The sequence below is a fragment of the Rhodopseudomonas palustris genome (assembly GCF_034479375.1).
GTDB classification, from domain to species: Bacteria; Pseudomonadota; Alphaproteobacteria; order Rhizobiales; family Xanthobacteraceae; genus Rhodopseudomonas; species Rhodopseudomonas palustris_M.
The window spans coordinates 2,033,953-2,059,345 of sequence record NZ_CP140155.1; the positions used below are offsets into that span (position 1 = coordinate 2,033,953).

21 protein-coding genes are annotated in these 25,393 nt (G+C 66.9%); 7 read left to right on the forward strand and 14 right to left on the reverse strand.

Annotation, left to right across the window (positions count from 1 at the left end):
- Positions 1–48 precede the first annotated feature (48 nt).
- Both SR870_RS09200 and SR870_RS09205 read right to left on the reverse strand, forming a co-directional pair.
- Positions 49–1,545: a CoA-acylating methylmalonate-semialdehyde dehydrogenase gene (locus SR870_RS09200; protein ID WP_322517665.1), complete on the reverse strand. Its 1,497-nt coding sequence runs from the start codon at positions 1,543–1,545 to the stop codon at positions 49–51.
- Between the two features lie 145 nt (positions 1,546–1,690).
- Positions 1,691–2,371, reverse strand: a complete 681-nt coding sequence (locus tag SR870_RS09205) for a TetR/AcrR family transcriptional regulator (protein ID WP_322517666.1) — start codon at positions 2,369–2,371, stop codon at positions 1,691–1,693.
- A gap of 154 nt (positions 2,372–2,525) precedes the next feature.
- On the opposite strand from SR870_RS09205, the gene SR870_RS09210 reads away from it, so the two are divergent.
- Together SR870_RS09210 and SR870_RS09215 are read left to right on the forward strand one after the other, a co-directional pair.
- On the forward strand, positions 2,526–3,296 hold the full coding sequence (locus tag SR870_RS09210; RefSeq protein WP_322517667.1) for an enoyl-CoA hydratase: 771 nt from the start codon (positions 2,526–2,528) through the stop codon (positions 3,294–3,296).
- 123 nt (positions 3,297–3,419) lie between these two features.
- Positions 3,420–4,703 (forward strand): MFS transporter, encoded by a 1,284-nt coding sequence (locus tag SR870_RS09215; RefSeq protein WP_322517668.1) that lies wholly within the window; start codon positions 3,420–3,422, stop codon positions 4,701–4,703.
- 110 nt (positions 4,704–4,813) lie between these two features.
- Here the strand turns inward: SR870_RS09215 and SR870_RS09220 are convergent, their stop codons facing one another.
- Entirely contained in the window at positions 4,814–5,764 is a 951-nt protein-coding gene (locus tag SR870_RS09220) for an IclR family transcriptional regulator (protein ID WP_322517669.1), read from the reverse strand.
- Positions 5,765–6,279: 515 nt separating this feature from the next.
- Here SR870_RS09220 and SR870_RS09225 point away from each other — a divergent pair.
- Both SR870_RS09225 and SR870_RS09230 read left to right on the forward strand, forming a co-directional pair.
- The gene (locus SR870_RS09225; RefSeq protein ID WP_322517670.1) at positions 6,280–6,402 is read left to right on the forward strand and encodes a hypothetical protein; all 123 of its coding nucleotides are present in this window, start codon (positions 6,280–6,282) and stop codon (positions 6,400–6,402) included.
- A 101-nt stretch (positions 6,403–6,503) separates the two neighbouring features.
- Positions 6,504–7,055, forward strand: a complete 552-nt coding sequence (locus SR870_RS09230) for a hypothetical protein (RefSeq protein ID WP_322517671.1) — start codon at positions 6,504–6,506, stop codon at positions 7,053–7,055.
- 65 nt (positions 7,056–7,120) lie between these two features.
- Here the strand turns inward: SR870_RS09230 and SR870_RS09235 are convergent, their stop codons facing one another.
- The 4 genes from SR870_RS09235 to SR870_RS09250 form a co-directional block, all read right to left on the reverse strand.
- Positions 7,121–9,226: an acetate--CoA ligase family protein gene (locus SR870_RS09235; protein WP_322517672.1), complete on the reverse strand. Its 2,106-nt coding sequence runs from the start codon at positions 9,224–9,226 to the stop codon at positions 7,121–7,123.
- Positions 9,223–9,591: a Zn-ribbon domain-containing OB-fold protein gene (locus tag SR870_RS09240; RefSeq protein WP_322517673.1), complete on the reverse strand. Its 369-nt coding sequence runs from the start codon at positions 9,589–9,591 to the stop codon at positions 9,223–9,225. Before SR870_RS09240 ends, SR870_RS09235 begins: the two co-directional genes overlap by 4 nt.
- Positions 9,588–10,724: a thiolase family protein gene (locus SR870_RS09245; protein WP_322517674.1), complete on the reverse strand. Its 1,137-nt coding sequence runs from the start codon at positions 10,722–10,724 to the stop codon at positions 9,588–9,590. The genes SR870_RS09240 and SR870_RS09245 overlap by 4 nt, the downstream gene beginning before the upstream one ends.
- A gap of 357 nt (positions 10,725–11,081) precedes the next feature.
- Positions 11,082–12,296: a CoA transferase gene (locus SR870_RS09250; RefSeq protein WP_322517675.1), complete on the reverse strand. Its 1,215-nt coding sequence runs from the start codon at positions 12,294–12,296 to the stop codon at positions 11,082–11,084.
- A 239-nt stretch (positions 12,297–12,535) separates the two neighbouring features.
- Between SR870_RS09250 and SR870_RS09255 the strand changes: the two genes are divergently transcribed.
- Positions 12,536–13,420, forward strand: coding sequence for an acyl dehydratase (locus SR870_RS09255; protein WP_322517676.1), 885 nt, complete (start codon positions 12,536–12,538; stop codon positions 13,418–13,420).
- A 102-nt stretch (positions 13,421–13,522) separates the two neighbouring features.
- On the opposite strand, the gene SR870_RS09260 is transcribed toward SR870_RS09255, so the two are convergent.
- The 7 genes from SR870_RS09260 to SR870_RS09290 all read right to left on the reverse strand — a co-directional run bounded on the left by SR870_RS09260 (position 13,523) and on the right by SR870_RS09290 (position 22,435).
- On the reverse strand, positions 13,523–15,049 hold the full coding sequence (locus SR870_RS09260; RefSeq protein ID WP_322517677.1) for a class I adenylate-forming enzyme family protein: 1,527 nt from the start codon (positions 15,047–15,049) through the stop codon (positions 13,523–13,525).
- A 162-nt stretch (positions 15,050–15,211) separates the two neighbouring features.
- Complete coding sequence (locus SR870_RS09265; protein ID WP_322517678.1) at positions 15,212–16,381, reverse strand: acetyl-CoA acetyltransferase; 1,170 nt, start codon at positions 16,379–16,381, stop codon at positions 15,212–15,214.
- 174 nt (positions 16,382–16,555) lie between these two features.
- Positions 16,556–17,542, reverse strand: a complete 987-nt coding sequence (gene denD / locus SR870_RS09270; RefSeq protein WP_322517679.1) for a D-erythronate dehydrogenase — start codon at positions 17,540–17,542, stop codon at positions 16,556–16,558.
- 161 nt (positions 17,543–17,703) lie between these two features.
- Complete coding sequence (locus tag SR870_RS09275) at positions 17,704–18,627, reverse strand: carbohydrate ABC transporter permease (protein WP_322517680.1); 924 nt, start codon at positions 18,625–18,627, stop codon at positions 17,704–17,706.
- 8 nt (positions 18,628–18,635) lie between these two features.
- Complete coding sequence (locus tag SR870_RS09280) at positions 18,636–19,589, reverse strand: sugar ABC transporter permease (RefSeq protein ID WP_322517681.1); 954 nt, start codon at positions 19,587–19,589, stop codon at positions 18,636–18,638.
- 355 nt (positions 19,590–19,944) lie between these two features.
- Positions 19,945–21,270 (reverse strand): ABC transporter substrate-binding protein, encoded by a 1,326-nt coding sequence (locus SR870_RS09285; RefSeq protein WP_322517682.1) that lies wholly within the window; start codon positions 21,268–21,270, stop codon positions 19,945–19,947.
- Positions 21,271–21,370: 100 nt separating this feature from the next.
- Positions 21,371–22,435: a sn-glycerol-3-phosphate ABC transporter ATP-binding protein UgpC gene (locus SR870_RS09290; RefSeq protein ID WP_322517683.1), complete on the reverse strand. Its 1,065-nt coding sequence runs from the start codon at positions 22,433–22,435 to the stop codon at positions 21,371–21,373.
- 239 nt (positions 22,436–22,674) lie between these two features.
- On the opposite strand from SR870_RS09290, the gene SR870_RS09295 reads away from it, so the two are divergent.
- The gene (locus SR870_RS09295; RefSeq protein ID WP_322517684.1) at positions 22,675–24,483 is read left to right on the forward strand and encodes an IlvD/Edd family dehydratase; all 1,809 of its coding nucleotides are present in this window, start codon (positions 22,675–22,677) and stop codon (positions 24,481–24,483) included.
- 133 nt (positions 24,484–24,616) lie between these two features.
- Positions 24,617–25,351 carry an SDR family oxidoreductase gene (locus tag SR870_RS09300; protein ID WP_322517685.1) on the forward strand — a complete coding sequence of 245 codons (735 nt, stop codon included), beginning with the start codon at positions 24,617–24,619 and terminating at the stop codon, positions 25,349–25,351.
- Positions 25,352–25,393 lie beyond the last annotated feature (42 nt).

Below are 25,393 nucleotides of genomic sequence, written 5' to 3' on the forward strand. Positions count from 1 at the left end.
CCTCCTCGAACTCCGGCGAGGCCGCACCCGGCCCCACCGGAGTCTACCTCACTTCATCAGCGGGATCGAAAACTCCGCGCCTTCCTTGACGCCGGAGGGCCAGCGCGAGGTGACGGTCTTGGTCTTGGTGTAGAATCGCACGGAATCGGGACCGTGCTGGTTGAGGTCGCCGAAACCGGACTTCTTCCAGCCGCCGAACGTGTAGTAGGCGATCGGAACCGGGATCGGGACGTTAATGCCGACCATGCCGACATTCACCTTCGCGGCGAAGTCGCGCGCGGCGTCGCCGTCGCGGGTGAAGATCGCAACGCCGTTGCCGTAATCGTGCTCCGACGGCAGCGCCAGCGCTTCGGCGTAGTCGTGCGCGCGGACCACGCTGAGCACCGGGCCGAAGATCTCTTCCTTGTAGATCCGCATGTCGCGGGTCACGTTGTCGAACAGACAGCCGCCCATGTAGAAGCCGTTCTCGTAGCCCTGCATCTTGAAGCCGCGGCCGTCGACGGCGAGCGTGGCGCCTTCCTGGACGCCGATCTCGACGTAGTTCTTGACGCGCTCCAGCGCTTCCTTGGTCACCAGCGGGCCGAAATCGGCGGACGGATCGGTCGAGGGACCGATCTTCAAAGCCTCGACGCGCGGGATCAGTTTCTCCATCAGCCTGTCGGCGGTGGTCTTGCCGACCGGCACCGCGACCGAGATCGCCATGCAGCGCTCGCCCGCCGAGCCGTAGCCGGCGCCGATCAGCGCGTCGACGGTCTGGTCCAGGTCGGCGTCGGGCATGATGATGGCGTGGTTCTTGGCGCCGCCGAAGCACTGCGCGCGCTTGCCGGTGGCCGCGGCGCGCTCGTAGATGTATTGCGCGATCGGCGACGAGCCGACGAAGCCGACGGCGCGAATGTCGACGTCGTCCAGAATGGCGTCGACCGCCTCCTTGTCGCCGTTGACGACGTTGAGAATGCCCGGCGGCAGGCCGGCTTCCAGCATCAGGGCGGCGAGCGCCATCGGCACGCCGGGATCGCGCTCCGACGGCTTCAGGATGAAGGCGTTGCCGCAGGCGATCGCCGGGGCGAATTTCCACATCGGGATCATCGCCGGGAAGTTGAACGGGGTGATGCCGGCGACAACGCCCAAGGGTTGCCGCATCGAATAGATATCGATGCCGGGGCCGGCGCCTTCGGTGTATTCGCCCTTCATCAGATGCGGAATGCCGCAGGCGAATTCGGCGACTTCGAGGCCGCGCTGGATGTCGCCCTTGGCGTCCGGAATGGTCTTGCCGTGCTCGCGCGCCAGCAGCTCGGCGAGCTTGTCGTAATCGCGCTGCACCAGGTCGAGGAACTTCATCAGCACGCGGGCGCGGCGTTGCGGATTGGTGGCGCCCCATTCGGGCTGCGCGGCGCTGGCGTTTTCGATCGCGGCGCGCATCTCCGCCTTGGTGGCGAGCGCGACCTTGGCCTTCACCTCGCCAGTCATCGGCTCGAACACGTCGGCGAACCGCCCCGACTTGCCCTCGACCTCTTTGCCGCCGATGAAATGACCGATGGTGCGCATCCGTTCCTCCTGAAAGGCAGTTTTCTGATCCCCTTGAACAGCCTTTTTCGATGTTTGGGAAGGGCCTGCACGCGCCCGACGCCTGCCAAAATGCAACGCTCGCCGCAGGCCCGCGCCGCCGGCGAACGCTGCGGACGGACGGCGATCAGCGCTGGGGCGCGGCTTTGGTACGGGTTCGGGACACGGCTGCGGCCGCGGGTTTTCGCGCCGCGCGCGGTCTCGCCGGCGCTTTCGGTGCCGGTTTCGTCGGCATGGCGCCGGCCAGAGCGGCGTCGCGGCCGGCTTCGAGGATCGCGTCGGACAGTTCCCCGGTGCCGGCGACGCGGGCCATCAGCAGCGCGCCCATCATCGTGGCGAGCGTCGCCATCGCCTGCTTGCGCGCGGCCTTCGGGCTCGCCTCGGGAAATCGCGTCGCCATCGTCGCGATCATCTGCTCGAGCTTGGCGGCGAAGGCGCGGCGCGTCTTCGGGCTCTCGCGGGCGATCTCGGCGCCCAGCGCCGGCACCGCGCAGCCGCGGCCGGGGTCGTCGCGATGCGCCGCAGAGAGGTAGTTTTCGACGACGATCGCCAGCATCTCGTGCGGCGGCGTGTCCACCGCAAGCTTGCGCCAGCGTTCGTTGGCGCGGTCCATCGCGTAGGCGAAGGCCTCGATCACCAGTTGCTCGCGCGAGGAAAAATGCGCGTAGAAGCCGCCATGGGTGAGGCCGGCCTCCTTCATCAGGTCGGCGACGCCGACGCCGTGGGCGCCCTTCTCGCGCAGCCGCACGGAGGCCTTCCGCACGATCCGGGCATGGGTCTCGAGCTTGTGTTCCTTCGAGTAGCGCATCGGGTCCGATCAGATGTTCCTGATCATATCATAGCGCGGTTCGGCGGAAACGCCACCGCCGAAACCGCGCCCGAGCGGGCGGCTGCGCGCTTGACAAACAGCCGGCTTCGCCGGGACATGCGCCTCGGGACAACGTGAAAAGAGCCGAAAAGCCATGCGGATGATCAACTCCCATTGCGGCGTCGTCGTGGACGACCGCGGCGTCGTGCGCCTGACGATCTGCGCCGCCGGCCCGCTCAACATCCTGAATTCGCAGGTGATCGACGCGGTTCGCGAGGGCGTCGCGCAACTCGCCGCCGATGCGTCGAACCGCGTGCTGATCATTTGCGGCGAAAGCGACAGGAGCATGATCGGCGGCGCCGACATCAAGGAAATGGCGACGCTGGATCAGGCCTCCGCCGAGCGTTTCATCACCGGGCTCGGCCATCTGTGCGAAACGATACGCACCGTGCCGTATCCGGTGATCGCGCGAATCCCGGGCTGGTGCCTCGGCGGCGGGCTCGAAGTCGCCGCCGCCTGCGACTTCCGCGTCGCGGCCGAGAACGCCAAATTCGCGATGCCGGAAGTGCGGGTCGGAATCCCCTCGGTGATCCACGCGGCGCTGCTGCCGCGGCTGATCGGCTGGAGCCGCACGCGCTGGCTGCTGATGACCGCCGAGACGATCGATGCGCCGACCGCGCTAGGCTGGGGCCTGATCGACACGATCGCGCCGCCGGACGTGCTCGACGACGCCGTCGAGGGCCTGGTCGCCTCCCTGCTCGCCGCCGCGCCGCAGGCGCTGCGGGCGCAGAAGGCGCTGCTGACCGCCTGGCACGACATGCCGCTGCGCGAGGCGGTCGATCACTCGGTCACGGTGTTCGGCCAGGCCTATCTCACCGGCGAGCCGCAGAGACTGATGGGCGAATTCATCAGCCGCAAGCGCTGACGGCGGCGGGAGACGATCACGGCCTGTTGCAGCGCGGCGGATTGCAAAAGCGGCGATGCATTATATGATCGTCGTCATATTCCGGCTGCAGTCGCCCGCCCTCCCCGCATCAGGACACGCCGCATGATCTCGACCTGGCTCGCCTCCGCCCTCGCCCGCCGCGACATTCATTACGGCTGGGTGATGGTCGGCGTGACGTTTCTCACGGCGCTGGTCTCGGCCGGCGCGGTCGGCGCGCCCGGCGTCTTCATCCTGCCGCTGCAGCAGGAGTTCGGCTGGACCACCGCGGAGATTTCCTCGGCGCTGTCGATCCGCTTCATCCTGTTCGGGCTGATGGCGCCGTTCGCGGCGGCGCTGATGAATCGCTACGGCCTGCGCAACGTCGCGCTCGCCGGGCAAGTGATCATCGCCGCGAGCCTGATCGGCTCGGTGGCGATGACGCAGGTCTGGCAGTTGGTGCTGCTGTGGGGCGTCGCGGTCGGCGTCGGCACCGGCCTGACCGCGCTGGTGCTCGGCGCGACCGTGGCGGCGCGCTGGTTCAACCATCGCCGTGGCCTGGTCGTCGGCATCCTCACCGCCAGCGTCGCCACCGGGCAATTGGTGTTCCTGCCGATGCTGGCGAAGCTCACCGAACTCTACGGCTGGCGCGTCGCGCTCATGCTGTTGTGCGTCGGCCTCGGCGTCGCGGCGATGGGCGTGCTGCTGATGATGCGCGACCGGCCGGGCGATCTCGGGCTGCGGCCGTTCGGCGACACGGGGAGCGAGCCGCTGCCGCCCCCGCCGCCCGCCAACGCCCCGATCATGGCGGCGGCGCTCGGCGCGCTGCGCGACGCGGCGAAGACCCGGGTGTTCTGGATCCTGTTCGCGACCTTCTTCATCTGCGGCGCATCGACCAACGGCCTGATTCAGGTTCACCTGATTCCGCTGTGCGCCGATTTCGGCATCCCGCAGGTGCAGGCGGCCGGGCTGCTCGCCGCGATGGGGATCTTCGATTTCGTCGGCACCATCCTGTCGGGCTGGCTGTCGGACCGCTACGACAATCGCTGGCTGCTGTTCTGGTATTACGGCCTGCGCGGGCTGTCGCTGCTGTTCCTGCCGTTCAGCGATTTCACCTTCTACGGGCTGTCGCTGTTCGCGCTGTTCTACGGGCTCGACTGGATCGCCACGGTGCCGCCGACGGTGCGGCTCACCGCGCAGAAATTCGGGCCGGAGCGCGCCGGGATCGTGTTCGGCTGGATCTTCGCCGGCCATCAGCTCGGCGCCGCCACCGCGGCGTTCGGCGCCGGACTGTCCCGCACCGTGCTGCTCAGCTACCTGCCGGCGTTCTTCGTCGCTGACGCGCTGTGCATCATCGCGGCGCTGATCGTGCTGACGATCAGCAAGCACCCGCGGCCGGCCGCGGCGTAGAAAGGCAGCGAATCAGCTCACGGTTCGAGACGGCGCTTCACGCCTCCCCCGAGCAGCGGCGTGTCCGCCGCGTCTCGAAGGATGAGGCTGAAGAGCAAGCCGTCGTTCGATCAGGCCGGCACCTGGCCGTGTCGGCGCCGCTCCTCCGCTGCGCCGAGGCTGCTCGCCGGGGCGGTGCGCCGGGCGGTCGCGGCTGCCGGCCGGCTGGATGCCTTGCCGGAGCCGGGGCCGGTCGCCATCAGTCCGCCGTCGGCGTTCTGAATCAGCGCATCGATCGCCGCGCTGAGCCGCAGCAGCACCGGCGCCACCTCGTCGTGGATCCGCTGCTCGTCGTACATCGCCGCCAGCAGGCCGATATTGACCACCACATAGGTCTGATATTGCGGCGACCACATCGGCACCGCGATGCCGTTGATGTGTTGGCTGAACAGCCCGCAGGAGATCACATAGCCGCGCTCGCGCAGCATCGCGCGATTGGCCTCGAGGCGGTCGCGCAGCAGCGGCGCGTGATCCGGAAACTCACGGCTCATGTCCGTCAGCAATGCGTTGGCGACATCCTCGTCGAGCGCCGCGGTGTAGGCGTGGCCGCCTGCGGTCTGCGTCATCGCGATGCGGCTGCCGGTGGTCGAATGCAGGCCGAGCGCGTGCGGCGCGCGGGCGTATTCGAAATACACCAGATGAAAGCGGTCGGGGATCAGGAAACCGATGGTGCCGGGGATCTGATCGGCGACTTCCTGCAGCCGCGTCCGGATCAGGTTGCGCAATTGCAGCCCGCGCATCATCGCCGTGCTCATCGCCACCGCACTCGGGCCGATCCGATACTTCTGGTCGCGCGGCAGATACACGAGCTGCCCCATTCGGGTGAGCGTGTGGGTCAGCCGCGACACGGTCGAGCGCGGCAGGCCGCAGCGGTTGGAAATCTCGAGATTGCCGAGGCGGGCTTCGGCCCCCTCGAAGCAGCGGAGCACGTCGAATGCGCGCGACACCACCTGTATCACATCGCTTTCGCCGGCGAGGTCACCGCTGGCTTGTCTGCAGAGGCGTTCCGAGCGTCGTCCCATGTTGTTTTTTCCCGCGTGGTTCTTGATGCCAAATGCACAGCGACGGGAGCGCCCATCAGCCCCGTCACGGCGCACATTTTTTAATTTCACTCTGCGGAATGAAATTCCACTTGCGGATGAAGCTACATCAGCCGATCAGCGTCGACAACCTCAACAAACCGAAGGTTCCACCTCCTTCTCAGCCAGTCGACGCAAGATTTCTCCGAGATACCGCAGCGTGGAATTCAACCTCCGGGCGAAGGTCGCGAGCGCCGCGCCCGCCATCGCGTGTTCCCTGCGTCGCAAAGCGATATCGGCTGCGTAACGCGGCCGGCGCCGGCGCGGCTCGCCGAGGGTCGCCCCCCGAACGCGCGGAGGATGGCAATCGGCTGACCGGCATCGTTCGATCGGCGACTTATTGCCGCATCGCACAGCGCGATCTGTCCGCGCTCCGCCGCGGGACGTTCGCGCATCGTTGCTATCTCCATACCGCGGTGACATGATCCCGGAAAAGCAATTCGCCTGAGCGAATGCACATGGGAAGAGTCCAGATCGCCGGCCTCGGCAACGCCATTCTCATGCCGACCGTGCTGATCGCGACGCTGCTGCTGCAGCGCGGCGGCGGATTGCATGGCGTCGCGAGGCCGTCGCAGCGGTGACAACCTCACCCGACCGCCGGAAGATCTTTCGCGATTAATTCACTGGACAGCGTCTCGCCACCGGCGGAGCATCTCGGCATTTCAAAGCCGGGAGTTTTGCAATGCAGCGCATATTGGAAGTTACTTCGGTCGATATCAGCCTGATCAAGACCAAGCCGCCGCAAATCCTCATCGTCGCCCACGGCACCGTCCCGACCTCGGGATGGAAGACCCCCGAACTGTCGCCGTGGTTCTACATCCGTCCGCCGGACGATTGCATCCAGGACTTCGACTTCGTCGCCGAGGAGCCGAGCGGCATTGTGCTCGAAATGATCACCACGGTCGTCGCGGAGACGACGATCCCGCGCGATCCGGCCGACTATTGGGGGCCGGGCCAGCCACTGCGCGGCGTCCGCATCCACGCCCGCGGCAACGCCAAGGAGGCGTCGCTCGACATTTCCGATCAGGCCAAGCAGGCAGTCGCGCTGTCCGGCGGCGACCTCATTCCCTGGCCATGGTTGCTGCCGACCAAGCCGCCAGGCGACGGCCTGATCGGCAAATCGCTGCGCGTGTATCACTCGGGCGACGGCCTGACGCTCGACTATCGGCTGGACCGCGCGAATATCGAGCTGTCGCCCACCACCGAACGGATCGTGCGGGTCTGGTTCGGATAGCGACGGCGATGTCGCGGCGCGCCGCGCGTCTGCTGCGCGCCGCCGGTTCCGCCGCGGGCCGCCCCTCAGGCGCCGTGAAACACCACGGCGTCGACCACCACGCAGCCCTGGCCTGCGCTGCCGAGCATCACCGGATTGAGATCGAGGCTGACCACGCCGGCGGCGGGGTCGCGCATCAGTTCGCCGACCTTCACCACCGCATCGATCAGCGCGTCGAGATCCATCGGCGGCTCGCCGCGGACGCCGGCGAACAGCGGCGCGATCCGCAGCGTCTGCAGCGCGTCGCGCACGTCCTGCGCCGTGAACGGCGGCAGCAGCAATTTGGTGTCCTTGAAGATCTCGACATATTTGCCGCCATCGCCGACCACCACGACCGGGCCGAACACCGGATCGCGATGCGCGCCGATCATCAATTCGCGCCGGCCGCCGGCCATCGACGCGACGATCACGCCGTCGAAGCGCGAGCCGTTCTCCGCGATGATCTGCTCCATCTCGGCGAAGATGTCGCCGGTCGCATCGGCCGATGTCACGCCGAGCCGGACCAGGCCGAGTTCGGATTTATGGGCGATGTCGGCCGAACACCCCTTCACCACCACCGGGCCGCCGATCATCGTGAACGCCGCAATCGCCTCGTTGCGCGACAGGCACAGCCGATGCGGCACCACCGGAATGCCGCGCGCGGCGAGCAGCGACAGGCTCTCGGCCTCGTTGAGCATCAGCGTCCCTGCGGCGGACGCGACCGGCGCTTCGCGCACGTCCCGAGTCACGCGACGCGCGCGCGTCTTCGCCATCAGTTCGTGATGCGCCAGAAACTGGTGCAGCGCCGTCACCGCCTCGACCTCGGTCGGAAACACCGAGGTGCCGTTCGCCGCAAAGGCCTGCGCCACGCTCGGCTGCGTCGCGGACACCACCAGCGGCTTGCCGGTCTGCTTGGCGAACGCCGCGGCATCCCGCGAGAATGCCGGCACGTCGTAGCCCGGCCCCGCCACCGGCACGCCGATCAGGAACGCATCGGCCGCCGGGTCCTCCGCGATCACCGGCAGGATGTCGCCGAACAGCGCGCTGTTGGACAGCAGCGCGGCGGTGAGATCGATCGGGTTGGTGGTGGTGGCGAAGCTCGGCAGAATGCCTTTCAGCTTGGTGTCGGTCTCGGGCGCGAGCTTCGCCATCGGCATGCCGACGCTGGTCGCGGCGTCGGCTGTCAGCACGCAGACCGCGCCGGAATTGCTGATCGCCACCAGCCGCCGGCCCTGCGGCTTCCAGCCCTTGAGATACAGCTCTGTCGCCTCGACCAGCCCGCGCATGTCCGGCGCGCGCCAGATGCCGTGATGCGCGAAGAACGCATCGACCACGCGATCCTCGTTGGCGAGCGCCCCGGTGTGCGACTGCGCCGCCGCCTTGCCGGCCTCGGTGCGGCCGGACTTCAACGCGATGATCGGCAGATCGCGATCGAGCGCGATGGCGGCGAGTTCTTCCAGATACTTCTTGTCCGGGATGCTCTCGAGATACAGCAGCATCAGCTTGACGTCGGGATCTTCGGCGACCGCGCAGGCGAGCTCGCCGACGGTGATGTCGGCATCGTTGCCGGTGGCGTGGGTGTGGCGAACGCCGATGCCCTTCTGGCGCAGGAAGCCGACCGGCACGGTCGACAGCGCGCCGGACTGGCTGAGCATCGCGACGTGGCCCTTTGCGTCCTCCGCGGCGCGCTCCATGTCGACGAACATCGTCGAGAACGACGCGATCGCGCCGGTGCCGAAATTGGCCAGGCCCTGCGAATTCGGCCCGACGATGCGCATGCCCGCCTTGTGCGCGGCTTCGACCATGCGGCGCTCCTTGGCCTTGCCTTCGACCGCATCGACCTCGCCGAAGCCCGACGCCATCACCACCGCGATCTTGACGCCGGCGGCGGCGCAATCCTCGACCGCGGCGATGGCGTTGTCGCCGGCGACCGCGACGATCACCATCTCGGGCGCTTCGGGCAGGTCCCGCAGCGATGCGTAGCTCTTGTGACCCTGGATCTCGGGGCGGCTGGGATTGATCGGATAGATCTTGCCCTTGAAGCCGAACTTGCCGAGGAAATGCACCGGCCGGCCGCCGACCTTGTTGGGATTGTCCGACGCGCCGATGATTGCGACGGATTTCGGATCGAGGGCGGCGCGAAGACGGCTCATGCAGGGGTCCTTTCGAAGAACGGAACGAGGCGGCCGGTGAAACGCGCATAGCGCGCAGTCACCCGGTCGCCGATGGCGAGATCTTGGGCGCCGTGCGCCATCATGCGGAAACCTTCCGCGGTGTCGACCAGAACGATCTTGAACGGAACATGGTCACGCGCCTCCAGCGTTGCGGCGCGGTGCACCAGCGTCGCGGCGTGGACGACGCCGTCGCCGCCGGCGCGTAGCGTGGCGAGATCGTCGCCGCCGCAGCCGGCGCAGAACTCGCGGCGAAAATATTGCACGGCGCCGCAAGCGGTGCAGCGCTGATAGCTGATCGCCTCCTCGCCCGCGGTCCAGTCGGAGGTCATCGCCGGCTCGCTCATCGCACCCGCTCCAGGATCATGCTGACATGCGACGACAGCACGCCGCCGTCGCCATGCAGCAGCGCCAGAGAGGCGTCGCGGACCTGGCGATTTCCGGCGCGGCCGGTCATCTGCAGATGGGTCTCGACCAGATGCGCCATCGCGCCGCCGACGCCACAATGGCCGTAGCTCAACAGCCCGCCATGGGTGTTGAGCGGCATCGCGCCGTCGCGCGAGAAGTAGCCGTCGCGGGCGCGCGCCGCCGCCTCGCCGCGTGGCGCGAGGCCGAGGTCCTCCAGCAGCATCAGCAGCGTGATGGTGAAGCTGTCATAGACGGCGGCGTAGCGCACGTCGCTAATCGCGACACCGCTCGCCGCCCTGGCGCGCGCGATCGACTGCTCGGCGCCGGACGGGCCGTCCGCCGGCATCGCGGTGACGTGCTGATGGGTATGCGCCTGGCCGCAACCGCGGACCCTGATGCGATGCCGTGTGGTCGGCTCGCGGCTGACGATCAGCGCCGCGCCGCCATCGGAAACAGGACAGCAATCCAGCAGCTTCAGCGGCGTGGCGATCGGCTTCGACGCCATCACCTCGGCGACGCTGATCGGATCGCGGAACTGCGCGCCGGGATGGCTCGCCGCATGCGCACGCATCAGCACCGCGAATGCGGCGAGATCTTCCTCGGTGACGCCGTGCTGGTGCATGTAACGCGACGCGACGAGGCCGTAGTAAGCCGGGATGGTCGGGCCGAGCGGCACTTCGTAAACCGGGTGGCCGACCTGCGCCAGCGCCTGCACCGAGGCGTCGCGGCTCTGCCCGCTCAGGCGATTTTCGCCACCGACCACCAGAATGTTCTTCGCCGCGCCGCTCTCGACGAGCTGATGCGCCAGCATCGCCATCGCCATCCCGGTGGCGCCGCCGACCTGAACGGCGTGACAATAGCTCGGCCGGATGCCGACATGCTCGGCGAACACCGTCGCCAGCATGATGTGCGGCATCGTCGTCGAATAGCCGCACAGCAGCCCATCGATGTCGGAGCGCGTCAGCTCCGCATCGGCGAGCGCCTGCTCGGCGGCATCGCGCATCAGCGACAGCGTGGTCGAACCGTCGATCCTGCCGAACGAGGTGAGGCCGACGCCAGTGATGTAGCTCATGACGGATGTCCGCCGCTTGGCAATAACCTCTCGTTCGTCATTCCGGGGCGCCGCGGAGCGGCGAACCCGGAATCCATAACCACCGTCGGGAAGTATGGATTCCGGGCTCGCGCCAAGAGGCGCGCCCCGGAATGACGAACGAGAGGGTGACGACGGTGATGGCGATGAGGACCACGAATGTGAGTTCGAGCACGACGCGCTCCCCTCCCCCTTGCGGGGAGGGGTCGGGGGTGGGGGTCCGCGAGGACTGAGCGCGTGGCTACCCCCCACCCCGACCCTCCCCCGCAAGGGGGGAGGGAGAAGAGACGCCGTGCAACAAGGAGCACGAGGGGATCGGGGTTGCCAGCAGCGCTCATCTCAGCTCGCCGCCTTCGCCGCGGCCGGCAACTTCAATGCCCCGCAGCCCGCGAGCGCCGCGATCTCCTCGGCGCTATAACCGACCTCGCCAAGTATCTCCGCGCCCTGCTCGCCCAATCGCGGCGCGAGGCGCTGGCGCTCGACCGGTGTCGCCGACCAGGTCGCCGCCACCTTCATGTCGCGGATCGGGCCTTCGCTGGGATGCTGCACGACGGGGAAGAAATCAGTCGCCACCAGATGCGGATCGTCGAGCATGGTTTCGAGATCGTGCATCCGCATCGCCGGCACGTCGGCGGCGTCGAGCAGATCGGTCCATTCCGCAGTCGTGCGGGTCTGAAAGATCCGCGCCAACTCGGCATAGACCACGTCGATGTTCACGGCGCGCTTGGCGAACGACGTGTAGCGCTCGTCGGCTAGCAGATCGTCGCGGCCGATGGCCTGCAGGAAGCTGACCCACTGCTTGTCGTTGTAGACCATCGCACAGATGTAGCCGTCGGCGGTCCGGTACGGCCGCCGGTCCGGCGACAGATGCCGCGCGTAGCCGCCGCGATCGAGCGGCGGCTCGTAGGTGAGTCCGCCGAGATGATCGCCCATCACGAAGCTCGCCATCGTCTCGAACATCGGGACGTCGAGCCGCTGGCCCTGCCCGGTGCGGTCGCGATGCACCAGCGAGGCGCAGATCGCGCCGACGGCAGTGAGGCCGACGATGCGGTCAACCAGCGCGTTCGGCACGTAGCGCGGCGTGCCGTCGCCGATGCGCGCATTCAGCGCCGGCAACGCGGTGGCGCCCTGGATCAGATCGTCATAAGCGGGCTTGGCCGCATACGGCCCGTCCTGGCCGAAGCCGAACAGGCCGGCATAGATCAGCCGCGGGTTGATCGGCGCGACATCATCGTAGCCGAGCGCGAGCCGCGCCATCGCCTGCGGGCGGACGTTATAGACCAGCACGTCGGCGCGCGCGATCAGCCGCAGCGCGGCGGCGCGGCCGGCGGCATGTTTGAGATCGAGGCAGATGCTGCGCTTGTTGCGGTTGGCGTTGAGGAACACCGGGCCCATGCCGGGATGGCGCGAAGGCCCGATCTGCCGGGTGACGTCGCCGTCGGGGGATTCGATCTTGATCACGTCGGCGCCGTAGTCGCCGAGCATCTGGGTCGCGTAGGGCCCCATCAGCACCGACGTCATGTCGACGATCTTCACGCCCTCGAGTGGCCCCATCGTCGCGATCGCTCCCCGATGCGGATAGCGGCGCTCTCACAGGCACCGTCGTTTCGGTGTAGCGTGGAGCGCGAGCCGAGATCAAGCAGGCGCGCGGCATGGCTCCATGCAGCCTCGATCGCCGCACGCGATGTTCCGCGACACGGAATCGTCGCGCGACGTCATTGACCGCAGTGCAACGTGACTTCATTGGTTGCGCCGGCAGACCCACGCCGCGATCCCTCCGCCAGAGCCGCCAGATGACGACGCATCACAAGACCTTCTTCGCGACGCCATCATTGCCGGTGATGGGGCTGGGCGCGTTGTGGCCGTCGCCGGGCTGGAACGCGAAGGATGGCTTCCCGGAATTCAGCTTCATCTGGCGCGACTACCGCATCGACCGGCAGGCGCTCGGCGTGCTGCAGCGCCTCGCCGGCGGCGACGATGCCGCCACCACCGAGCGGCTGCTGCTGCTCGCGCCGCACGTCACCGGCTTTCGCCTGACGCTGGCGATGCTGATGCATCCGCGCTGGCCGCTGCCGATCTGGCGGGCGCTGCAATTGCGCAACCGGCTGATCCGCCGTGGCGAGATCAAGGTCGCGTATCCGTCCGATCTGATTGCGCGGGCGACCGCCTGGCGCGTCCACGACAAGGGCATCGAGCTCGACATCCACGCGCAACTGCTGCAGGGCGATGATTGCCCGTGGGAGAGCATCACGACGTTCTATTATCGCGGCCGCTTCGCGCCGCTATTCGTGCACGGCGCGGCCGAGGGGGCCGCCTTCGCGTCGCCGTCGGTCGACGCGACGCTGCCGCCGGTCGCGCATTGGAACGTCGAGGGCCATCGTCGCCTGCGCTGGGCGCGGCTGACCGGCGACGCCAATCCGCTACATCTGCTCGACGCCTATGCGCAGCGGACCGGCTTCGCCGCCGCCTCGGCGCACCCGCAGCGGATCGCGGCGCAATGCCTCGGGCACCTCGCTCAGCCGCAGAAGCCGCCGCAGCAGCTCGATCTGTGGCTGAAAGGCCCGGTGTACTACGGCCGCGCCGTCACGCTGCGGCAGGCCGCGGGCGACGACGGCGACGCTTTCGCGCTGTGGGTCGACGGCGACGAGCGGCCGGCGATGGTGGGGGTGATGCGTTGACTCCGTCATTGCGAGCGCAGCGAAGCAATCCAGAGGCGCCGAGCACGGGGCTGGATTGCTTCGTCGCTTCGCTCCTCGCAATGACGCGGGGAGGTCCCGCGCTTACTTCACCATCTTGCGCAACTCGGTCTTCAGCACCTTGCCGTAATTGTTCTTCGGCAACTGATCGAGATAGACGTAGCGCTTCGGGCGTTTGAAGCGGGCGATGGCATCGAGGCAATGCGCGTCGAGCGCGGCATCGTCGGGCGCAGAGCCCTCGACCAGCACCACGCATGCGACGACGTTCTCGCCCCATTCGGGATCGGCGACGCCGATCGCGGAGACCTCGCGCACCGCGGGGTGCGTCAGCAGCGCTTCTTCCACCTCGCGCGGATAGATGTTGGTGCCGCCGGAGATGATCACGTCCTTGGAGCGGTCGGACAGCGTGAGAAAGCCGTCCTCGTCCAGCCGGCCGACGTCGCCGGTGCGCAGCCAGCCGTCTTTCAGCGTCTCGGCATTGGCGTCGGGATTGTTCCAGTAGCCGCGCATCACGGTCGGGCCCTTGGCCTCGATCTCGCCGGTCTCGCCGGCCGGCAACACCTCGCCGTCCGCGCCGGTGATCCGCACGGAAAGAGCACTCTGCGCGGTGCCGACCGAGGCCAGCCGCTGCAGATGGCGCGGATGCTCGGTGTCCGCATGCAGCTCGCGCTTCAGCGAGGTGATCGCCATCGGCGACTCGCCCTGGCCGTAGATCTGCACGAAGCGCTGGCCCATCACGCCGAGCGCGTCGCGGATGTCGGCGAGATACATCGGCCCGCCGCCATAGACGATGGTGCGCAGCCCCTCGCCGGTCTCGCCGCGGCGCCGGGCGGCCTCGACCAGGCGCTTGATCATCGTCGGCGCGGCGAACATCGCGACATTGCCGAGCTGTTTGCCGAGATCGAGCACCTCGCCGGGATCGAACCCTTTCGACGGCGGCACCACGTGACGCGCGCCGAACCGGGTGTGGATCATGTTGTAGAGCCCCGCGCCGTGCGAGATCGGCGCGGCGTAGAGCGCGGCGTCGTCCGGCGTCACCGCGTCGACGTCGGCCAGATAGCCCAGCGACATCGCGATCAGATTGCCGTGGCTGAGCATCACGCCCTTCGGCCGGCCGGTGGTGCCGGAGGTGTAGAACAGCCAGGCGAGATCGGCATCCTCGCGCGCCACAGGCGCCGCCGGCCCGTCGCCGCTGCGGGCGCGGACATAGGCGTCGCTGTCGAGCGCCAGCGTCGCCATGCCGGCCGGCAGATCGCCCGCGGCCTCGTTGAAGGTGTCCGCGGTGTCGTCGCAGATCAGCGCCAGCTTGGCGCCGGAATTGCTGCAGATCCACGCCGCCTCGCGGCCGTGCAGCTTGGCGTTGATCGGAACCGCCACCGCGCCGGCCCACCAGATGCCGTACAGCGCCTCGAGATATTGCGTGCAATTATGCGCGAACAGCGCGACGCGATCGCCCGGGACGATGCCGTAGTCGCGTTGAAGCGCGGCGGCGAACGCGGCGGCGCGATCAGCAAACGTCGCGTAGTCCGCCTCGGTCGTGGTGCCGGTGAGCAAGGCCGGCGCGGACGGCCGCAGCCGTGCGCTCGCGGCGAGCCATTGCGCCAGATTCATCGCGCGCCTCTCAAGTGAATTTGGACGAAGGGGTCGTTGATGCCGACTCACTCACGCGTCATGGCCGGGCTTGTCCCGGCCGTCCACGTCTTCGATGCGGAGCAACCTTCAAGACGTGGATGCCCGGCACAAGGCCGGGCATGACGAACGAGAGGCCATTACTCATTTCGCCGGTTCGAGCACCGAGACGTAGTTGGCGACGGCGGCGCCGCCCATGTTGAAGATGCCGCCGAGCTTGGCGTCCTTGATCTGCATCCCTTCCGGCGCCTGGCCGAGCAGCTGCATCGCGGTCAGCACGTGCATCGACACGCCGGTGGCGCCGATCGGATGGCCCTTGGCCTTGAGCCCGCCGGACGGATTGATCGGCAGCTTGCCGTCCTTCTGGGTCCAGCCTTCCTTGATGGCGCGGGCGCCCTGCCCCTTCGGCGTCAGCCCCATCGCTTCGTATTCGATCAGCTCGGCGATGGTGAAGCAATCGTGGGTCTCGACGAAGGACAGATCATCGAGCGTGACGCTGGCGTCGGCCAGCGCGCGCTGCCAGGCGACGGTGCAGCCTTCGAATTGCAGGATGTCGCGCTTCGACATCGGCAGGAAATCCTGCGCGTGGGCGCGAGCGCGGATGTTGACCGCCTTGCCCATCGTTTTGGCGTTCTCCGCCGAGGTCAGCACCAGCGCGGCGGCGCCGTCCGACACCAGCGAGCAGTCGGTGCGCTTCAGCGGACCGGCGACGAACGGGTTCTTTTCGCCTTCGGCGCGGCAGAACTCGAAGCCGAAATCCTTGCGCATCTGCGCATAGGGATTGGACACGCCGTTGTGATGGTTCTTGGCGGCGATCATGGCGAGGGCGTCGGACTGGTCGCCGTATTTCTGGAAGTATCGTTGCGCGATGATGCCGAACACGCCGGCGAAGCCCGCGGGCGTCTCGCCGTCTTCCGGCAGATAGGAGGCGCGCAGCAGGTTCTTGCCGATTTCCGGGCCCGGCGTCCGCGTCATCTGTTCGACGCCGACCACCAGCACCACCTTGGCGGCGCCGGCCTCGATCGCGCGGATGCCCTGATGCACGGCGGCGGAACCGGTGGCGCAGGCGTTCTCGACGCGGGTGGCGGGCTTGAAGCGCAGCGCCGGATCGGCCTGCAGCACCAGAGCGGCGGTGAAATCCTGCGGTGAGAAGCCGGCGTTGAAATGCCCGAGCACGATTTCATCGACATCGGCGGCGGCGATGCCGGCATCCGCAATCGCCTCGTTGGCGACCCGGACGATCATGCTCTCGACGGTCTCGGCGTCGAACTTGCCGAAGGGCATATGCGCCCATCCAACGATGCTGGCGGTCATGGCGTTTCTCCTCGATCGGGTTGCTGGTTTGGCCGGAATATAGGACGACCGTCAGCCAAAAGCATCCCCCGTGGGACGCATAAAGACCCGTCATGCCCGGGCTTGACCCGGGCATCCATCACCCAAAGAAGATGGATCGCCGGGTCGAGCCCGGCGATGACGCCTGTGCGTTGGTCAAGCGACGAAATTCCCGCCGAGTTCATCCTCGATATGGATGCGGATGATGTCGTCGAAGGTGGTCTCCGCCGTGGTGAAGCCGAGCGCACGCGCGCGGTCGGTCGCAAAATTGCGCGGCCAGCCGGCGACGATGCCCATGATCACCGGATCAGGCTCGCGCCTGATCCGCGCCACGACGCTGTTGCCGGCGACGCGCTCCAGTGCGGCGATCTGTTCGCCGACGGTGGCGGCGAGGCCGGGCATCGACAGATTGCGGCGCGGGCCGATCGCTTGCGTGTCCATCGTGCCGGCATGGATCAGGAAGCCGACGGCGGAGCGCGGCGAGGCGTGCCAGTGCATCACCTCGTCCGACACCGGGAGCACCGCCTCGTGGCCGGCGAGCGGCTCGCGGATGATGTTGGAGAAGAAGCCGGACGCCGCCTTGTTCGGCTTGCCGGGGCGGACGCAGATCGTCGGCAGGCGGATGCCGACGCCGTCGAGAAAGCCCTTGCGCGTGTAGTCCGCGATCAGCAATTCGCAGATCGCCTTCTGGGTGCCGTAGCTGGTGAGCGGCGCCGAGAGGAATTCATCGCCGATCTGTTGCGGGAACGGCGCGCCGAACACCGCGATCGACGAGGTGAACACCAGCCGCGGATGATAGTCGTCGCCCTCGGCGCGGATCGCGTCGATCAGATGCCTCGTGCCGTCGAGATTGATGCGGTAGCCCTTGTCGAAATCCGCCTCGGCCTCGCCCGACACGATCGCGGCGAGATGGAAGATCACATCGGAGCGATGCGCCACCAGCGAGGCGGCGGCGCCCGCATCCGCGAGATCGCTGGTGACCGTCGTGATCGGCATCGCCGCGTTGGCCGGCTTGGCCGGCGCGACCACGTCCTGCAGCGTCATCCGGGTGATCTCGCGATCACCGAGGCGACCGTCGGCGAGCAGCCGCTCCGTGAGTTTGCGCCCGACCATGCCGGCGGCGCCGAGGATGAGGATGTGCAAGGCTGATGTTTCCCTATCGTTCGTCATTCCGGGGCGCGCGAAGCGCGAACCCGGAATCTCTTCCGGGGAGAGATGCTAACGTGCTCGTGTCAGATTCCGGGTTCGCGCGCAATTGCGCGCGCCCCGGAATGACGGAGCCGACGTGAGTAGCGCCGCCACCGCTATTCCTTCACCGCGCCGGTCATCGCCGACACGTAGTGCTCGACGAAGAACGCGTAGAGAATCACCAGCGGCAGCGAGCCGACCAGAGCGCCGGCCATCAGCGAGCCCCATTTGTAGATGTCGCCGTCGACGAATTCGTTGACGATCGCCACCGGCACGGTCTTGTTCGGCGTCGACTGCAGGAAGGTCAGCGCGTAGATGAACTCGTTCCAGCACAGCGTGAACGAGAAGATGAAGGCCGAGATCAGCCCCGGCACCGCCAGCGGCACGATGATCTTGGTCAGGATCTGCCAGCGCGAGGCGCCGTCGATCAGCGCGCATTCCTCCAGCTCGAACGGGATGGTCTTGAAATAGCCCATCAAGAGCCAGGTCGAGAACGGGATCAAGAGCGTCGGATAGACCAGGATCAGCGACAGCGGCGAGTCGAACAGGCCGTAGGCCTGGATCACCGAGGCCAGCGGAATGAACAGGATCGACGGCGGCACCAGATAAGCGAGGAAGATCGCGCCGCCGACGCTGTCGGCGCCGCGGAAGCGCAGCCGCACGATCGCATAGGCGGCGAGCACGCTGGCCACGATCGACAGCGTCGTCGCGGCGGCGGCGACATACATCGTGTTCCACAGCCAGCGCGGATATTGCGTCTCGAACAGCAGTTTCGAGATGTGCTTGAACGTCGGCTTGACCACCCAGAACGGGTTGTAGGTGTCCATGTCGATGAGCTGCTCGTCGGGTTTGATCGAGGTCAGCGCCATCCAGTAGAACGGGAACAGCAGGATCACGACGATGATGAACAACGGCAGATACAGCGTCACCAGCCGGCGCGGCAGCGACTCCAGATAGCTCATGCCCTCGCTGTCGTCGTCCTTGGCGACGGTCGCGGCCTTGACGGCGAGGCGCGGGTCGGATGCGGTGGTCTCAGTCATGGCGCGCCTCAGTCATTGTCGGTTCCTTGCTGCCACTTGCGGCGCTGCATGCCGAACCACGAGATCGAGATCGCCGCCAGCAGGAACGGGATCATCGCGGTGGCGATCGCCGCGCCCTCGCCCAGCCGGCCGGAGAGGATGCCGCGCTGATAGCTCAGCGTCGCCATCAGATGCGTGGCGTTGACCGGCCCGCCGCGGGTCAGCGCCCAGATCAGCTGGAAATCGGTGAAAGTGAACAGCACCGAGAACGTCATCACCACGGCGATGATCGGCGTCAGCAGCGGATAGGTGATGTAGCGGAAGCGCTGCCACGAGGTCGCGCCGTCGAGCGTCGCGGCCTCGTACAGCGACGGCGACACCGTCTGCAGCCCGGCCAAGAGAGTGATCGCGACGAACGGCACGCCGCGCCAGATATTGGCGAAGATCACGGATGCGCGCGCCCAGCTCGTGTCGCCGAGGAAGTTGATGTTCTGGTCGATCAGACCGAGCTTGATCAGCGACCAGGAGATGATCGAGAACTGCGAATCGTAGATCCACCAGAAAGCGATCGCGGACAGCACGGTCGGCACGATGAACGGCACCAGCACCGCGGCGCGGATCATCGCCTTGAACGGCATGTGCCGGTTCAGCAGCAGCGCCAGATACAGCCCGACCGCGAATTTGATGGCGCTGGCGACCGTCGTGTAGAGGATGGTGTTGAACACCGACAGCCAGAAGATCGAATCGTCCCACAGCCATTCGTAGTTCTCGACGCCGACATAGACGCCGTCGCGGCCGATTCGTGCGTCGGTGAAGCTCATCCACACGCCGAGGAACAACGGATAGGCCAGAAACAGGATCAGGAACGCCGCCGCCGGCATCATGAACCACAGCGCCAGCCAGTTGCGGTTGGTCGAGAGCCGCTGCCACGCCGACGCGCCGCCATGCGACCGCGCCGGCGCTGACGTCTGGATGGTGCTCATCGCCGAGTGCTCTCTTCTGACGTCGTGCGCTGGCTCATTTGAACGACCCGTTGCTTGTCTTCGTCACGCCCGGGCTCGTCCCGGGCATCCACGTCTCGCTGCAGTGCCGGTTGTCGTGGATGGCCGGGACAAGCCCGGCCATGACGGCGTCGAGCAACCGCCGACACACTCACGTTCGTCATTCCGGGGCGCGCGGAGCGCGAACCCGGAATCCATAACCACCACGGGGAGTATGGATTCCGGGCCTGCGCCCCAAGGGGCGCATCCCGGAATGACGAACTTGAAGGTTCAATTCGTGGCCTCACCAACGACTGCGAGGTCGGCGCGGCGCGCCGATCTCTCGGCGTCAATCGCCTCACGCCCGGAAGATCCGCTTTGCCGCGCTTTCGGCGCTGCTCATCGCGGTCTTCACGTCTTCGCGGCCGGTGCAGTAGTTGGCGAACATGTCGACCACGACGAAATCGGCGATCGCCGCCGCCGCGTTTTCGCCCATCTGGCCGTCGCCGGCGGGCGTGGACGCGGTGCGGCCGACGTCGCGATACGGCGTGTTCTTGGGGTCCGCGGTCCACATCGGGTTCTTCTCGAAGTCGAGCAGGAACGGCGACAGATAACCCTGCGCCGCCTCGACCCACGGGTTGAACTGCTCCGGCTCCATCATGAAGGCGGTGAACGCCTTGCAGGTGTTCGGAAACTTGGTGAAGTTGTAGATTAGGATCGGGAAGCCGAGATGCAGCTCGCGGGTCTTGCCGCTGACGCCGGCGGGCAGATGCGCGTGGCCGATGTCCGCCGCCATCTCCTTGTTGTCCTTCTTCGCCGCCACGTAGATCGAGATGCCGTTGACGGTGAGATAGAGCTGGCCGGCGAGAAACGCCTTGTTGTTGGAGGCGTCGTTCCACGACGCGGTGCCGGGAATGAAGTTCTCGTACAGGCCCTTCACATAGTCGAGCGCCTTCGCCGTCTCCGGCGAATTGACGGCCACCTTGTTGTCCTTGTCGATCAGCTTGCCGCCATGCGCCCACAGCGCCCAGTGCACCCAGCCATTGGCGTCGCCCGAGGCGTGGCCGAGCGCCATGCCGGCCGGCGTGCCGTTCTTGTTCATCGCCTTGATCAGGTCGGAGAAGCCGGCGAGATCCTTGGGGAATTCCTTGTGGCCCGCCTTCTCGGCGGCGCTGATCCGGTAGTTGACGAGGCCGCCGGTGGCGGCGACCGGAATGCCGATCCACTTGCCCTCGTGCATGCCGTAGGCCTTGCCGGACTCGGTCCAGCCGCCGTTCTTCTTGGCGAGATAGTCGGCGACGTCGGTGACGTCGGTGCATTTGCTCGGGAACAGGAACGGCAGCGAATACAGTCCCCACACCATGTCGAGCCCCTGCCCGGTATTGGCCGCGACCGACGCTTTCGGCTGGATGTCGTCGTAGGATTCGTTGGAGACGTTGATGGTGACGTTGTTGGCTTTCTGGAACGCGTCGACGATCTTCATGAAGGCGACGTCCTCGGCTTCGACGAAGCGCTTCCAGCGCAGCAGATTGATCTTGGCGCCGGCCTCCGGCTTCCATGGCGAGGTCTGCGCCCAGGCCTTGGCGTAGCCGAGCAACTGATCGGCGGACATGGTCGCCGCCGCGGCCAGTGTCAGCGCGCCACCTTTCAGCAACGAGCGGCGATCGAATGTGAAGTCAGTCATCGTCCGTTCACTCCTCTATATTGCTTATTTGGTCCTGATTGCGATCGTACTCGTCTTGTCACTACTTTCCTCGATCCGGAACGCCGTTCGATCGGAACGGTCAGAGCCGCATGCCGGTCTCCTTGTCGAACAGATGGGCGACCTGCGGACGCGGCTGCAGATGGATGATGTCGCCGGGCCGCACCTGATGCCGCTCGCGGAACACCGCGATGATCTCCTGCGTGCCGACGCGCGCGACGATCTGGGTTTCCGAGCCGGTCGGTTCGACCACCACCACCTCGGCCGCGATGCCGGTATCGGCGAAGTCGAGATGTTCGGGGCGGATGCCGTAAGTGATCGGCCGGCCGTTGCCGCTCGCGGGCGCTTCGCTGATCGGCAATCGCGCGCCGCTGGCGGTCTCGACCCAGGGCTGGCCGCCATTGACCTTCAGCATGCCGTCGAGAAAATTCATCGCCGGCGAGCCGATGAAGCCGGCGACGAATTTGTTGGCGGGGTTGTCGTAGAGATCGAGCGGCGCGCCGATCTGCTCGACGATACCGTCTTGCATCACCACGATCTTGTCGGCCATGGTCATGGCCTCGATCTGGTCGTGGGTGACGTAGACCGTGGTGGTCTTCAGGCGCTGATGCAGTTCCTTGATCTCGGTGCGCATCGCCACGCGCAGCTTGGCGTCGAGATTCGACAGCGGCTCGTCGAACAGAAACACCTGCGGATCGCGCACGATCGCGCGGCCCATCGCGACGCGCTGGCGCTGGCCGCCGGAGAGCTGCCGGGGGAAGCGGTCGAGCAGTTTGCGCAGATCGAGAATGTCGGCGGCGCGATTGACCTTGTCGTCGATCGCTTTCTGGTCGGCGCCACGCAGCTTCAGGGAGAAGCCCATGTTCTGGGCGACGGTCATGTGCGGATACAGCGCGTAGTTCTGGAACACCATCGCGATGTCGCGTTCCTTCGGCTGCACGTCGTTGACGATGCGGTCGCCGATCGAGATCGTCCCGGAAGTGATTTTTTCCAGCCCCGCGAGCATTCGCAGCAACGTGGACTTGCCACATCCCGATGGGCCGACCAGCACCACGAAGGCCCCGTCCTCGATCGGAACCGTCACGCCATGCAGGACTTCGAAGCCGCCGAATGATTTCCGCACGTCGTGAATCTGCACCGACGCCATACATCACCTCCCGGGACCGGCCTGTTGGATGCGGTCGTTGCCGCAGGCCGGATGTTTGTTGACGAAGCTCTTACCAGATTTTTGCGGAGCTGTCGCGCCAACAAATTAACGCGCGCCATCGGCATCACCGCCAATTGCGTAGATGCAAGCGACATGTCAGCATGCGCCTCCGCCGACTGACTCACCATCAATAAGCTCGAGACGCCCGGACAACGGGCGTGTGCGCTGCGGGAGAAACGATGAACAAGATCACCCCCGGGATTGCCCGGCGCAAACTCCGTTCCAGCGAATGGTTCAACGACCCGCACAATCCGGCGATGACCGCGCTGTATCTCGAGCGCTATCTGAACTACGGACTGACGCGCGGCGAGCTGCAGTCCGGCAAGCCGATCATCGGCATCGCCCAGACCGGCAACGATCTGTCGCCGTGCAACCGCCATCATCTCGAACTGGCGCAGCGGGTGCGCGAAGGCATCCGCGCCGCCGGCGGCATCGCGATGGAATTCCCGGTGCATCCTATCCAGGAGACCGGCAAGCGGCCGACCGCCGCGCTCGACCGCAATCTGGCTTATCTCGGCCTCGTCGAAGTGCTGTTCAGCTATCCGCTCGACGGCGTGGTGCTCACCACCGGCTGCGACAAGACCACGCCGGCCTGCCTGATGGCGGCGGCGACCGTGAACATCCCGGCGATCGTGCTGTCCGGCGGGCCGATGCTGAACGGCTGGCACGATGGCGAGCGCACCGGCTCCGGCACGGTGGTGTGGAAATCGCGCGAGCGCCTCGCCGCCGGCGAGATCGACTACGAGGAGTTCATGGAGATCGTGGCGTCGTCGGCGCCCTCGGTCGGCCATTGCAACACCATGGGCACGGCGTCGACGATGAACTCGCTGGCCGAAGCGCTCGGCATGTCGCTGCCGGGCTGCGCCGCGATCCCGGCGCCGTATCGCGAGCGCGGCCAGATCGCCTACGCCACCGGCGTGCGCGCGGTCGAGATGGTGTGGGAGGATCTGAAGCCGTCCGACATCCTGACGCGCGAGGCGTTCGAAAACGCCATCGTGGTGAATTCGGCGATCGGCGGCTCGACCAATGCGCCGATCCACCTCAACGCGCTGGCGCGCCACATCGGCGTGGAACTCACGATCGACGACTGGCAGAGCGTCGGCCACACCATCCCGCTGCTGGTCAACATGCAGCCGGCGGGCTTTTATCTCGGCGAGGAGTATCACCGCGCCGGCGGCGTGCCGACCGTGGTGCGCGAACTGATGACGCACGGCAAGATTCACAAGGACGCGCTGACGGTGAACGGCCGCACCATGGGGCAGAACTGCGCCGATGCGCCCGCGCCCGACGGCGACGTGATCAAGTCCTACGACGGGCCGCTGGTGCAGGACGCCGGCTTCCTGGTGCTGCGCGGCAATCTGTTCGATTCCGCGATCATGAAGACCAGCGTGATCAGCCTCGAATTCCGTGAGCGCTATCTGTCGAACCCGAAAGACCCCAACGCGTTCGAGGGTCGCGCCATCGTGTTCGAGGGGCCGGAGGACTATCACCACCGCATCGACGACGCTTCGCTCGACATCGACGAGCACTGCATCCTGTTCGTGCGCGGCACCGGGCCGATCGGCTATCCGGGCGGCGCCGAGGTGGTGAACATGCAGCCGCCGGCGGCGCTGATCAAACGCGGCATCCATTCGCTGCCCTGCATCGGCGACGGCCGGCAGTCAGGCACGTCGGGCTCGCCGTCGATCCTCAACGCGACGCCGGAAGCCGCCGCCAATGGCGGGCTCGCGATCCTGCGGACCGGCGACCGCGTCCGCATCGACCTCGTCAAAGGCAGCGCGAATATTCTCATCAGCGATGAGGAACTGAAACAGCGCCGCGCCGACCTCGAGGCGCATGGCGGCTTCGCCTATCCGAAGCATCAGACGCCGTGGCAGGAATTGTATCGCGCGACCGTCGGCCAGCAGGCCACCGGCGCCTGCCTCGAACTCGCGACGCGCTACAGGGATATCGCGGGGACGGTGGGCGTGGCGCGGCATAATCATTGATCGACGATCGAGGCACAACGCTCGCCGCACAAACATCGTCATGCGCGGGCTCGACCCGCGCATCCATCACCACACGAAGAACGATGGATTGCGGGGTCAAGCCCGGCAATGACATCCGTGAGGAGGAAACACCATGTCCGACCGATTGAAAGGCAAACGCGCATTCGTCACCGCAGCCGCCGCGGGGATCGGGCGGGCGTCGGCGATCGCGTTCGCGCGCGAGGGCGCGGAAGTATTTGCGACAGATATCGACGAGGCCGGGCTTGCGAGCCTCGCCAAGGACGGCGTCGGCGAAGCGGCGCGGCTCGACGTCCGCGACAGCGACGCTGTGGCGGCGATGGCGGCTCGCGTGGGTCCCGTCGATATCCTGCTCAACGCCGCCGGGTTCGTGCATCACGGCACCGTGCTGGACTGCTCGGACGCCGACTGGGATTTCTCGTTCGACCTCAACGTCAAATCGGTGCACCGCACCATCCGGGCGTTTCTGCCGGGGATGCTGGAGAAAGGCGGCGGTTCGATCGTCAACATCTCCTCGGCCGCCGGCGTCTTCAAGGCGGTGCCGAACCGCTACGTCTATGGCGCGACGAAAGCCGCGGTCGCCGCATTGACGCGTGCGGTCGCGGCCGACTTCATCACCCGCGGCATCCGCTGCAACGCGATCTGCCCCGGCACGATCGAGACGCCGTCGATGCTCGGCCGCGCCGCCGCCGCAGGGCCGCAGGGCCGCGAGATGTTCGTGGCGCGCCAGCCGATGGGCCGGCTCGGCACCGCAGAAGAAATCGCAGCGCTCGCAGTGTATCTCGCCAGCGACGAAAGCGCCTTCACCACCGGCGTCGCGCACATCATCGACGGCGGCTGGACGTTGTGAGCGATGCGATCGACGTCAAAGCGAGCACAGCACCTCATCCTG